13 protein-coding genes are annotated in these 12,555 nt (G+C 38.5%); 4 read left to right on the forward strand and 9 right to left on the reverse strand.

The genetic code is table 11. From position 1 onward, the window contains the following. Positions 1 to 71: 71 nt before the first annotated feature. The gene (locus B4D49_RS05910) at positions 72 to 392 is read right to left on the reverse strand and encodes a PTS cellobiose transporter subunit IIA (protein WP_014334244.1); all 321 of its coding nucleotides are present in this window, start codon (positions 390 to 392) and stop codon (positions 72 to 74) included. Between the two features lie 16 nt (positions 393 to 408). Continuing rightward, positions 409 to 723, reverse strand: a complete 315-nt coding sequence (locus B4D49_RS05915; protein ID WP_132868993.1) for a PTS cellobiose transporter subunit IIB — start codon at positions 721 to 723, stop codon at positions 409 to 411. A gap of 232 nt (positions 724 to 955) precedes the next feature. Between B4D49_RS05915 and nrdI the strand changes: the two genes are divergently transcribed. Further along, positions 956 to 1,426, forward strand: a complete 471-nt coding sequence (gene nrdI, locus B4D49_RS05920; protein ID WP_286783583.1) for a class Ib ribonucleoside-diphosphate reductase assembly flavoprotein NrdI — start codon at positions 956 to 958, stop codon at positions 1,424 to 1,426. Positions 1,427 to 1,525: 99 nt separating this feature from the next. Next, positions 1,526 to 2,563, forward strand: coding sequence for a M42 family metallopeptidase (locus B4D49_RS05925; protein WP_199544657.1), 1,038 nt, complete (start codon positions 1,526 to 1,528; stop codon positions 2,561 to 2,563). 338 nt (positions 2,564 to 2,901) lie between these two features. Here the strand turns inward: B4D49_RS05925 and B4D49_RS05930 are convergent, their stop codons facing one another. The 7 genes from B4D49_RS05930 to B4D49_RS05960 form a co-directional block, all read right to left on the reverse strand. Next, a complete protein-coding gene (locus tag B4D49_RS05930) occupies positions 2,902 to 3,717 on the reverse strand; it encodes an endonuclease/exonuclease/phosphatase family protein (RefSeq protein WP_199544658.1) in 816 nt (271 codons plus the stop codon). 102 nt (positions 3,718 to 3,819) lie between these two features. Beyond that, positions 3,820 to 6,000 (reverse strand): PTS transporter subunit IIBC, encoded by a 2,181-nt coding sequence (locus B4D49_RS05935; RefSeq protein ID WP_286783517.1) that lies wholly within the window; start codon positions 5,998 to 6,000, stop codon positions 3,820 to 3,822. Positions 6,001 to 6,274: 274 nt separating this feature from the next. Next, positions 6,275 to 7,294 (reverse strand): LacI family DNA-binding transcriptional regulator, encoded by a 1,020-nt coding sequence (locus B4D49_RS05940; RefSeq protein ID WP_286783518.1) that lies wholly within the window; start codon positions 7,292 to 7,294, stop codon positions 6,275 to 6,277. A 107-nt stretch (positions 7,295 to 7,401) separates the two neighbouring features. After that, positions 7,402 to 8,145 carry a 16S rRNA (uracil(1498)-N(3))-methyltransferase gene (locus tag B4D49_RS05945; protein WP_286783519.1) on the reverse strand — a complete coding sequence of 248 codons (744 nt, stop codon included), beginning with the start codon at positions 8,143 to 8,145 and terminating at the stop codon, positions 7,402 to 7,404. After that, on the reverse strand, positions 8,146 to 9,099 hold the full coding sequence (gene prmA, locus B4D49_RS05950) for a 50S ribosomal protein L11 methyltransferase (RefSeq protein WP_286783520.1): 954 nt from the start codon (positions 9,097 to 9,099) through the stop codon (positions 8,146 to 8,148). 203 nt (positions 9,100 to 9,302) lie between these two features. Further along, complete coding sequence (locus B4D49_RS05955; protein ID WP_286783521.1) at positions 9,303 to 10,175, reverse strand: GIY-YIG nuclease family protein; 873 nt, start codon at positions 10,173 to 10,175, stop codon at positions 9,303 to 9,305. A gap of 28 nt (positions 10,176 to 10,203) precedes the next feature. Continuing rightward, positions 10,204 to 10,674 carry a DUF3013 family protein gene (locus B4D49_RS05960; RefSeq protein WP_132869249.1) on the reverse strand — a complete coding sequence of 157 codons (471 nt, stop codon included), beginning with the start codon at positions 10,672 to 10,674 and terminating at the stop codon, positions 10,204 to 10,206. Positions 10,675 to 10,737: 63 nt separating this feature from the next. Between B4D49_RS05960 and B4D49_RS05965 the strand changes: the two genes are divergently transcribed. Together B4D49_RS05965 and B4D49_RS05970 are read left to right on the forward strand one after the other, a co-directional pair. Further along, the gene (locus B4D49_RS05965; RefSeq protein WP_132869250.1) at positions 10,738 to 11,232 is read left to right on the forward strand and encodes a GNAT family N-acetyltransferase; all 495 of its coding nucleotides are present in this window, start codon (positions 10,738 to 10,740) and stop codon (positions 11,230 to 11,232) included. Continuing rightward, the gene (locus B4D49_RS05970) at positions 11,222 to 12,490 is read left to right on the forward strand and encodes a replication-associated recombination protein A (RefSeq protein ID WP_286783522.1); all 1,269 of its coding nucleotides are present in this window, start codon (positions 11,222 to 11,224) and stop codon (positions 12,488 to 12,490) included. Before B4D49_RS05965 ends, B4D49_RS05970 begins: the two co-directional genes overlap by 11 nt. Positions 12,491 to 12,555 lie beyond the last annotated feature (65 nt).

A 12,555-nucleotide genomic window follows, 5' to 3' on the forward strand; every position in this document is an offset into this window, starting at 1 on the left:
CTCCAACCAAGGAAGGGAGTTTTTGATGATGATAAAAAGAGCGAGTTTGTCACTCGCTCATCTAATTTCAGTTATTTAAGTGCAAATCTTTGATACATTCCCATCATCTCGATAGCAACTTCTTTCAAAGTCATTGTTGTCATCAAATGATCTTGGGCATGTACCATGATAATTTCAATTTTAATTTCGGTACCGCTTGCATATTTCTGCAACAAATCTGTTTGAGCATGGTGAGCCTGTAATAATTCTTCGTCAGCAGCAGCTAATTTTTCTTCCACCACTTCAAATTTACTTTCTTTCATGGCATCAAACGCTTCATGAACGTAAGTTCTAGCTGTTCCACTGTGTAAAATAATCTCAAAAGCGGCTAATTGTAATTCTTCTTCTGTCATATCTTGCAATCCCTCATTAAATGCTTTCTAAAATTAAGTTAGCCATTTTTTCAACTCCCATTGGAATTGGAACATAAGCTTGTGGTGGCACTTTAACGACTGGTCGTCCTGATTTTTCACCAGCAGTCGCAAATTGGTTGTAGTACATAGTTGCTTGCGGGCTAACAAGATACACATCATAAGTAGCATCCGTAATCACGCGCTCACCTTCGTTAGAGCTAATCGCTTCAACAGTAATGTCTTTACCTTGATTTTTGAAGAATTCTGTTGTTTTTTGAGCCATAAGTGATGATGACATTCCAGCAACACAAATAATTAATGCTTTTGACATGGGCATTCTCCCTTTTTGAATATAAATATTAGCTAAAGATGTTTTCACTCCCCAACATCTTTACCAAAAGTATATCACAGGTATTTTAATAAGTCTAGTCTTTTATTTTAAAAGAACAAACTTTTTAAAAAAATCACATTTGAAATCCAACTAATTTCTCCAAGCTAATTGCTTGTTTATCTATTTTCAATATGGTAAATTGGCTAAAAATACAATTCATATGAGAGGTCTTATGACAGAAAAAACACTAACCATCGTCTACATTAGCTTAAGTGGCAATGTCCAGAACTTTGTGAAACGTTTAGGAGAATATCTTCAGAACCATTATCAACTCTCTAGTAAAGCCATCAATATCAAGGATCTTAACCACGAAACATTTCCCGTTACTTCACCTTTTGTGGCAATTCTGCCGACCTACCTAGAAGGTGGCAATGGCGTTGACTCAGGTGATGTCGAAATCTTAACCAATCCGCTAGGAGATTTTATCGCTGCTCACGATAACTACAAACATTGTTTTGGTATTATCGGCTCAGGCAACCGCAATTTCAATGAACAGTACTGCTTAACAGCCAAACAATACGCCAACCGCTTTGGATTTCCCATGCTTGGAGACTTTGAGCTCCGCGGCACTAGCTCAGACATTGAACGTCTGGCAGAAGTTATCGTAGACCATTTTCAAAAACTTACGCCTCAGTCAAAATGACTTTTTTTCTTCGTCAGAAACAAAGTCGCAAATAAATGTTATAATGACATTAGACTGTCGGAAATGTCCGACAAATGACTAGATTGTATTGGAGAGACAATGAAAACAACAGTTGATTACATTACAAAACTTGCAAATATCCCTTCACCTACTGGATACACAAGCCACATCATAAATTATGTGATTGCTGAGCTTGAAAGTTTCGGCTACGCTCCTGTCCGCACAAATAAAGGTGGCGTTATGGTCACTGTCACTGGTAAAGACGACAGCAAACACCGCGTGGTCACAGCTCACCTTGATACCCTTGGTGCTATGGTGCGAGCTGTCAAACCAGACGGTCGCCTTAAAATGGACCTTATCGGTGGCTTTGTCTACAACGCTATCGAAGGTGAAAATTGTACCATCCACGTTGCCAAAAATGGTAAAAAAATTAGTGGTACAATCCTTATGCACCAAACTTCTGTTCATGTCTACAAAGATGCTGGAACTGCTGAACGCAATCAAGCTAACATGGAAGTTCGTCTGGACGAAAAAGTGACCAACGAAAAAGAAACACGCGCCCTTGGTATCGAAGTTGGGGACTTTATCTCATTTGATCCACGCGTGGTTGTTACCGAATCAGGTTTCATCAAATCACGTCACTTGGATGACAAAGTATCAGCAGCCATTCTCATTGAATTGCTCAAAGAATACAAAGCTCAAAATATCACTTTGCCATACACAACTCACTTCTACTTCTCAGCTTTCGAAGAACTCGGTCACGGTGCTAACTCAAGCATTCCAGCTGCAACAGTCGAATACCTTTCAGTTGACATGGGGGCTATGGGTGACGACCAACAAACAGATGAATACAGCGTTTCAATCTGTGTCAAAGACGGTTCTGGACCTTATAACTACGAACTCCGCCAACACCTTGTTGCCCTATCTGAAGAAAATAAAATCCCATACAAATTGGACATCTACCCATACTATGGTAGTGATGCCTCTGCTGCCCTTCGTGCAGGTGCCGAAGTCAAACACGCCCTCTTTGGCGCAGGCATCGAATCAAGCCACTCATACGAACGCACACACATCGACTCTGTCCAAGCAACAGAACGCCTTGTTGACGCTTACCTAAAAAGCCCAATTGTGGAATAAAAATATATAACAAAATCTTTTTTCTGATACTTCCCTTAGGTGGTATGGTCGGCAGCGAATTCCTTCGAAATTCCATGCCTAAGTTTTGAGCCTAAAGTCTCAAAACTTCCCGGTGGCTGATTTATCATTATTTCAGCCACTTTCACCACGGTGGAAAGTATCACTCTATCGAGAGCAAAGCTCGCAATATTTCTAAAATCAAATTATAGTAAATAACTAATCTTAGATTTGTTTATATTTTAAAACGCCTTTTACCAAGGTGTTTTTTTCACACATCAAAAGCGCCCCAGGACAAGGGCGCTTTAAAAAACAAACAAATAATTAGGAGGTAGAATTAATTAGTAGTTAAGGTCGACAGCAAGACCAAAATGGTCACTGACGATTGGAGATTCACCGCCATCAAAGACAACGGTTGAGGATTGAATCTCAATTTCTTTACTTGTAAAAACGTGATCAACCTTGAGTGACTGTTTATTGCCTTCCCAGCCATCAATATCTTCAATAATAGTATGATCACCTTGAATGTTTTGAGCCACTTTATGGCTATCTTGTAAATGAAGCGGGCTCTTCAAAATCATATCATAACCAGCAGTGTCAGTAGGATTATTAAAGTCTCCCATTAATACCAAAGGTTTTGGATAGTTAAGCAAAGCTGACTCCAACTTTTGCCATTCACTTTCAAATCCCTTCCCAAACCAAGACATGTGAAGGCTCACCACCGTAATTGGCTTGCCATCAACTTCTGTCTCAGCCACTAAGACACGTCTCGTATGATAATCATGTTCATCATCCACTTCGGATACTAAGATGTCGTGAACTTTGATTGGATTTTTAGATAGAATAACGACACCTTCATTATATTTATCATAACCAATATGGTTATAAGCCCAAGACCAGTAATAATGTCTTCCTTGACTTTTAAGATAGTTAACCAATTGAAGAGCGTAATTATCACGGTGTAATTCAGGACTTCCAGGTAATTTTTCATACCCTTCAACTTCTTTAGTTACTAACCCACGAATATCTTGGTTGATTTCTTGAAGGCAAATAATGTCATAATTTTCACTATAAATCGTTTCAGCTAAATCGAATAATTTTTTTAACGAATTTGCCTCTAACCAAGAATGCGTATTAAGTGTTAAAAATTTTGCCATATCTCTTCCCTTCAAGTTAAAGGAGAGTCCGAGATGCCTACCTCGGACCCCCTTCTATTTAGTTTTAACCTAAATCTCTATATCACTAATAGTAATATATGCTTAAAGTTCTACTTTTGCAACAGGGGTTTTAGCAGAGACGTTTCCTGTTTGTGTTAAATTGACTGCTTTAATTTCTGCTGTATTTGTGAAGGCAACGATAATTGTTGTTTCACGTCCTGCTGAACTGATAGCTGCCAAATCAGCTACCACCAAAAGATCACCTGCTTGAACACGTTGACCTTCTGTTACCTTAACAGAGAACGGCACACCGTTAAGAGCAACTGTATCAAGTCCAATGTGAACAAGAACTTCAAGACCGCTATCTGTCAACAATCCAAAGGCATGTTTTGTAGGGAAGACGCTTGTCACAATACCTGAAACTGGTGCGTAGACATTACCATTTTCAGGTTCAACAGCAAATCCATCACCCATCATTTTAGCTGAGAAGACTGGATCTTTCACTTCAGTGATAGGTTTAACTTCACCATCAGCAACAGAAAGAACTTCTTCTGTCACACCTTTATATGAAACTTTTGTAGCATCATTTCCTTTAACTTCTGCTAAATCAATTGTTGGAATTTCAGCGCCTGATTCAAGAAGGTCTTGGATATCAGATTTCAAGATATCTGCTTTTGGTCCATAAACAGCTTGAACACCTGAGCCTTTGATGATAAGACCCATAGCACCTGCTTTTTTCCAAGTTTCTTCATCACCAACTCGTGCGACATCTTTGACGGTTACACGAAGTCGTGTCATACAAGCATCAACATCTTCAATGTTATCGCGTCCACCAAGGAGATTAATGATTTGAACGATTTGAGAATTTGCAGATACTGTCGCACCAGTTGTTGATGCAGCAGCGTCATCATCCATATCGTCGTAATTACCGTTACGACCTGGAGTAGCAAAGTTAAATTTCTTAATCATGAAGTCTGCGATGAAGTACATCACAACACCTGATAAGATACAGCAAATAACAAAGTTAATTAAGTCACCACCAAGACCTGCTTTAAGAGCCATTGGTGTACGTGTCAAAAGTTCGATATTACCAAATGAATGGAGACGAAGGTTAACTAAATCAGCTAAAGCAAATGTCACCCCTTGAACAACTGCGTATACAACGTAAAGTGGCATTGCAACAAACATAAACATGTATTCGATTGGTTCTGTAACACCTGTCAAGAATGTAGCTGCTGCTGTTGAAATAAACATAGCAGTATATTTTTTCTTCTTATCAGGATCAACGTTACGGTACATAGCAAGACTAAGTCCCATAAGAGTACCAGTTGCACCAATCATTTGTCCAACTTTAAAGCGGGCTGGTGTCACATTTGTCATAAGATCATGGTAAGCTGAAGCATTTGAACCTTTAAGATTGATAAGGTCTGTTACCCAAGCCAACCAAAGTGGGTCTTGACCGAAGACTTCAGTACCTTTTTGAGCACCAGTCAAGATTTCATAAGTACCACCAAGTGAAGTGTAATTCATTGGGATAGTAATCATGTGGTGAAGACCAAATGGAAGAAGCAAACGTTCCAAAGTACCATACAAGAATGGTGCCAAGAATGGAGCTGAGTTTTGTGATGATGCGATCCACATACCAAATCCATTAATTCCTGATTGGATGATTGGCCAAACAAGTGCCATAAACAAACCAACAAGAACTGAACGATAGATAACAACGAATGGTACGAAACGTTTACCATTGAAGAATGAAAGAACATCAGGCAATTTGCGGTAGTTATAGTATTTATTGTAAGCTGTTGCCCCAACAAAACCTGAGATAATACCTACAAAGACACCCATGTTAAGCGCTGGTTGACCAAGCACATTGACAAAGTAGTCAGAGACAAGCATCTTGCCACCGAGAACATTGTGAACAACACTTTTACTATCAGCAATCATATCAAGTGATACACCGTAAACGTGACCAGTGATCAAGTTGATAAGAATAAATGCGATACCAGCGGCAAATGCACCACCAGCACGTTCTTTTGCCCAGCTACCACCAATAGCAAGAGCGAACAAGATGTGAAGGTTGTTAATAATCCCCCAACCAATTTGTGCAATAACATTACCAACTGTAGCAAGAATAGCTGAATCTGCATTGATTAGTGGAAGTGAGTTACCAATACTAACCATCAACCCTGCTGCTGGCATAACAGCAATAACAACCATCAAGCATTTACCGAATTTTTGCCAAAATTCGAAGCTGGTCAATTTTTTAAATGCCTTCTTCATGAAACAACTCCTTAAACCTTTCTGCAGGAAACCATTTGCTTTAATGATCAAGCAAGAATGCCACTTATATTACTTGATTTATTAAAGTTTTAGGTTTGAGCATTATTTTAATTTTACGCAAACGTTTGCGTTGTTTTGATGATTTTATTATAGCACGTATTTTTATTTTGTAAAGCGTTTTCGAAAAAAATTTTAAAAAACAAAAAGAACAAAGGAGAAATTTTCCTTTAGAAAATCTGAGCTTTGCCCCGTTCTTTTCTAGTGTTATCAAGCATTAGAGTTCATCAATTTTTGTTGATTCTCTTTCGATAATTTTATGCGGAATAATCACTTTTTGAACTTTCGATTTTTTGCTTTTTTCTAGTAACAGCTGCGCAGCTTTTTCACCTAACTGATAAGGAAAAATATCTACTGACGTCAATGCAGGATTTGCAATCTCAGTAATCAAAGAATTATTAAAGCTGATGACCGCATAATTTTTATGCAAACGGCTATTCTTGAACAAACGTTGCAGACGAATAGCCATAATGTCGTCACAAGCAATAAAAGCTTGTGTTTTAGGGTGATTAGCTAAAAAAGTTTGCAACTTAAGAATATTTTCCTCTTCTTTGACCCTTGAAAAAGAAAGGGACAAACCTTCTTTTTGATGTTCTTTTAAATAGTCGCTACAACCTTGATAGCGCTCTGTCTGCACCAATTCATTCATGTCAGTATAGGCAAATACCAAATGCTCATACCCTTTTTTTAACATAAAGTCAGCAACATCTCGCCCTGCCTGATAGTTATCATTATCCACAAACTGAACTGATTTCTGAGTCTTTTTTTCATAGGAACTTCCAACAACAACACAAGAAACCTTTTTCTGCTTTTTAACAAAATCAAATACAGGATCATCTTTTCGAGAATACAAAAAGATGAATTTGCTAATATTGCCACTGCGTATCAATGCCTGACAATTTTTGCGCAATTCATCATCTGTACGTCCACTTGCCAAGTTAACCATGTAATCATTCTCACTACACACACTTGAAATTCCCTGAATGATTTGCATAAAAAAGGGGTTATTTCCAAGAGAATCTTGACTTTCTCGGACAGGTAGAACAATCCCAATGGTATTAGTTGTACGATTAACCAAATTTTGCGCAGAATAATTTGGCGAATAATCCAGTTCTTCCATCGCACGCCTAACTCGCTCTTTTGTTGCTTCGCTAATCATGTCACTATCATGTAATGCCCTCGATGCTGTTGAAGCAGATACTCCAGCAATCCTGGCTACATCCTTTATCGTTGCCATCTTTTTTACCCTTACTTTGAAAATTCTTACCTCTAGCATAAGAATTTTTTAAAGCGCTGTCAATCAAAAAATATAAAAAAGAAGCTGAGCACTTTTGTCTCAGCCTTTTACTTTAATAATTCCAAAGCATAACTAACACTTGATAATGCGTACAAAGGAGCCGTTTCTGCACGCATGATACGAGGACCTAAACCAACTTTTAAGCCACCGTTTTCTTCAAATGCAGTAATCTCATCTGGAGAAATGCCACCTTCTGGGCCAAAGATAAAGAGAATTTTCTCTCCTGCTTTAACTTGTGACAATTCACGCGCTAAAACAGCTGTTTCCCCCTCCTTAGCTGATTCTTCATAGGCAATGAAAATCCTATCAAACTGCTGAAGTTCAGTCATAAAAGCAGCTTTTTTATCAAAAAGAGTCACTTGAGGAAACACATTACGCTTGCTTTGCTCAGCAGCACCAAGCACAATTTTCACCAATTTATCTGCTTTTTTAGCTAACTTTTTGCCATCCCATTTAACTACTGACCAATCTGCTGGAAAAGCCCAAAGATTTGCCATGCCAAGTTCCGTTCCCTTTTGGGCAAGGAATTCCAATTTATCACCTTTTGGGAACCCCGCAGCAATTGTCACTTCAACTGGCATTTCAACATTGCTATCCAGTTCTTCAATAATCTCAAAACGATGTTCAACACTATCAATAACTTTTGCCAAACGTTTTACATGATCATCAAAAACAAGAACGACTTCTTCATCCTCTGTCAAACGCATAACGTTAAACATGTGTTTAATCGTATCCTTATCTGTGATAGTAACGACGTCTTGAGCTTGTCCTGCTACAAAATATTGTTGCATTTACCCTCCAATTACACCTGAAATATCATCTGTTTTTTTGAAGACACATGCATTCCATTCTCCTTGAACCATGTGTGTTTCAAGGAAGAATCCAGCATCTTCAGCTGATTTACGAACCATTTCCCATTTATCAGAAATAATACCTGACATAATAAGGTAACCTTCATCTTTCACAAGACGATAAGCATCTTCGGTCATGTTAACCAAAATATCAGCAAGGATATTTGCCACAATAACGTCAGCTTTAACATCAACACCTTGCAAAAGGTTACCAGTAGCCACGTGGATGTTTTCAGTGTTAGCATTCAAGTCAATATTTTCTTGTGCCACGCGCACAGCCACTTCATCAAGGTCATAAGCATAAATGTCTTTTGCACCAAGAAGTGAACTTGCAATTGAAAGCACACCAGAACCAGTACCCACATCAATCACTGTTTCACCACCACGAAGCACTTGTTCGAGGGTAAAAAGACTCATTTTTGTTGTTGGGTGAGTACCTGTACCAAATGCCATACCAGGGTCAAGACGAATTGTTTTTTCACCTTCACTAGCTTCGTAATCTGTCCAGCTAGGCACAATTGTTAAATCGTGACTGATACGAGTTGGTTCATAATATTTTTTCCAGTTTTCTGCCCAATCTTGCTCCGCTAATTCTTGCGTTGCGTAGTGAACATCACCAGCATCAACTCCAAAATTTGTCAATTCGGCCAAACGTTTGGCCACTTCTTTTTCGACAGCTCCAATATCGATGTGTTCTGGGTAGTAAGCTGTAATTTTAACAGTCTCTACCTGTTTGATTTCTGGGAAAACTTCGCCATATTTGCCCACATGTCCAAGATAGTCCGCACTATCATCAATAGCCACACCTTGACTACCTAATTCAATCAAAATATTGGATGCAGCTTCTTCTGCATCACGTAAAACCTCAACAGTTAACTCTTTCCACTTGTCCATAAATTCTGATACAAAGGACGGCCAGAAAACGACTGAAAAATTAGGAAACTTGATGACGTGTCGGCAGACACTAGTCAAGCTTATCTTTTTCCCGAGTTTTCCGGCCGTGTTCAAAACTGAACACTTATCCTTTTTTCCTTTCTTTGTTTTTGTAATCAACTTATAGTAACTATAGTTTTTTCATATTCAAACACAAAAAACTATTACATACTCTCTTCTAATTCTTTTAGAGTGTGACCATTTGAATCTTTCCAATCAGTACGTCCATTAGTGTTCATTCCTAAGACAAATGATGCTGCATAGGATGGGCTATTGAAAAACTGACTTTCCTTAAGGATGCCATCCTTGATAATTCCTTTTTTCTGCAACTCCTGTCGTAATTCACGAATAGATTCTGGAATTGCAGTTCCATCTGTATCCACTATCATACTACCTTCAAGAACAACAAACCCCTCTGCTGTCTGTCGGCAAGTTGCAATAATTTCACGATTTGAACGTTTAACTCTACGCTTGAGAGTAAGAACAGTTGCAGCCTCTACTGGCTCTTCATCACCAGAATAGTTACCATTAATCCTTGGGACAAACAACCGATAACCAAGAGCTCCAATTATTGTCTTTGTATTCTCAACAACTTCATCCAATTCAGATTGTTTCTCCTCAGTTACATTACCAGAGTTTGGTTCATTGCCATTTCGAACAACAAAACGATTCGCCTCATTTGCTAACTGAGTGAATCTATTTTCTAAGTAACTGATTTCAGTCGGACCAAACGAATTATTTTGTGTTGTTAATACGATAACATCATTGAAATAATCAGCATGATTATCCCTAGTATGCTCTTGAACACGTAGTAAAACACCTTCACCGTTCTTTCGGCTTGTTGCTTGACCAATATAAACTGTATCTTGCTGATTAGCATCATCACGACCAAACAAAAAATAAACACCACTTTGTTTCAGTTCAGGTCTTGATTTTAAATCACCTAATTGAATTCTAGGAATCTTATAAATTACACCTGTCCAATTGGATAAAGTACACTTGATCTTACCAGTGACTTCACCATCCATCAGAAACATGTTTATATTTTTACCTCTTTTTGCCACCTTAATACCTCGGATAAGCAAAGAATTCTGTTTCTTTCAATTCTGCTTTTCCTTTTTCAAAGCTTTCAGCGTCCCATTCGAGGGCAAAGTCTGTAGCATTTTCGTCTGCTAGGAAATCCATCAAATCATCAAGCCCTTTAGTTGCTACATCATTTAAAGTTTCAGCAAAATAAGCTAAGAATTCGCGTGAAAAACCTTTTTTAGCATCAAAAGGAATAGTAACCAAGTAATCCTCTTCATTTACTTTAGATTTTGCTTGGTTGTAAAATAGCACATAGTCTTCAAAGACAATATCTTCGCTGCTAACTTCACCTTGATCATCAACTGTTTCAACAGCTGATTGGTTTTGTGCTTCCAAAATAAAAGTCACTTCAACAGCATGATTTTTTTTGTTCCAATCAATTGCATAATCAAACGTGAAGTGCTTGTCTAATTCTTCTTCTAATACTGATAAAAAGCCAAATTTAGCCATTAAAAATTTCTTCCAATCTTCTTTTGTGTTACAATTATTTTATCATACTTAAGGGGAAATGACATGCAAATACGACCAATGAAGCTAGAGGACATTGACCAAGTTGTTGCATTGGAGAATCGAACATGGGATAACTTTAATACACCAGCTAGCTTACCAGCCGCAAATAAACATAAAATCATTCAAGCTTTCCAGAATCATTCCCACTATCTCGTTGCTGAAGAAAATGGGATTATTTTGGGTGTTCTTGATTATCATGCCTACTATCCTTTCCCTAGCGCACATCACGTGGTAACCTTCATTGTCGCAGTCGACAAAGATACACAAGGTCAGGGTATCGGGCATTCTCTTATCCGATCTTTCTTTGCCATGGCTAAAGCTGATAATTATAAAAAAATTGTCATTCATGTACTCTCATCAAATGAAAGAGCCTGTTCATTCTATGAAAATATCGGCTTCACTCTCGAAGCTACCCTTAAAAATCAATTCTATCTAAACGGTACTTACGTCGACGACCTCATGTACAGTTATTACTTGGAGGAAATACATGCCAAATAATCTCGCTTTACGGATGCGTCCTAAAAATATCGATCAAGTCATTGGACAAAAGCATCTGGTAGGCGAAGGAAAAATCATTCGCCGCATGGTAGAAGCTAATATGCTTTCATCCATGATTCTTTACGGTCCTCCTGGAATCGGAAAGACCTCAATTGCTAGTGCTATCGCAGGAACAACCAAGTACGCCTTTCGTACGTTCAACGCGACAACCGATAGCAAAAAACGCCTACAAGAAATTGCTGATGAAGCAAAATTCTCTGGTGGTTTAGTGTTACTACTCGATGAAATTCATCGCCTAGATAAAACGAAACAAGACTTTCTATTACCTTTGCTTGAAAATGGTAATATTATCATGATTGGAGCAACCACTGAAAATCCATTTTTCTCAGTTACTCCAGCCATTCGCTCAAGAGTACAAATTTTCGAACTAGAACCTCTATCAACGGACGATATCAAATTCGCTTTACAAACAGCATTGTCTGACAAAGAACGTGGGTTTGATTTTGATGTTTCTATCGATGATGGTGCTATCGACTTTATCGCAACAGCAACCAACGGGGACCTTCGTTCAGCCTTTAATTCACTTGACCTAGCAGTCATGTCAACTAAACCAGATGATAAAGGTCTTCGCCACATCAGTCTTGATACCGTAGAAAATAGTTTGCAACGTAGCTACATCACAATGGACAAGGATGGCGATGGACATTACGATGTCCTCTCAGCTCTTCAAAAATCCATCCGTGGTTCTGACGTCAATGCCAGTCTTCACTATGCCGCTCGTTTGATTGAAGCTGGTGATTTACCAAGTCTTGCTCGAAGACTCACTGTAATCGCCTATGAAGACATCGGTCTTGCTAACCCTGACGCTCAGATTCATACCGTTACAGCCCTTGATGCTGCGCAAAAAATCGGCTTTCCTGAAGCACGTATCTTGATTGCTAATGTCGTGATTGACCTTGCACTCTCACCAAAATCAAATTCAGCCTACGAAGCTATTGATAAAGCTATCGCCAATCTTCACAAAAATGGCACACTGCCCATTCCACGTCATTTGCGTGATGGACACTACGCCGGTAGTAAAGAGCTCGGAAACGCCCAAGGCTACAAATACCCTCACAACTATCCTGAAAAATGGGTTAAACAACAGTACTTACCAGATAAATTGGTCGGCAAAAATTATTTTGAACCTAATCAAACTGGTAAATATGAACGCGCCCTAGGTGCTAACAAAGATCGAATCGATCATCTCTCAAAATAAAAATTGTTCAAAAGCTTTTTTCTGTAAGTTTTCTGAGATTTTTTCAAAAAACGCTTTCTAAAAAT

Source organism: Streptococcus sp. UBA4344 (assembly GCF_002393675.1).
Classification (GTDB): domain Bacteria; phylum Bacillota; class Bacilli; order Lactobacillales; family Streptococcaceae; genus Streptococcus; species Streptococcus vicugnae.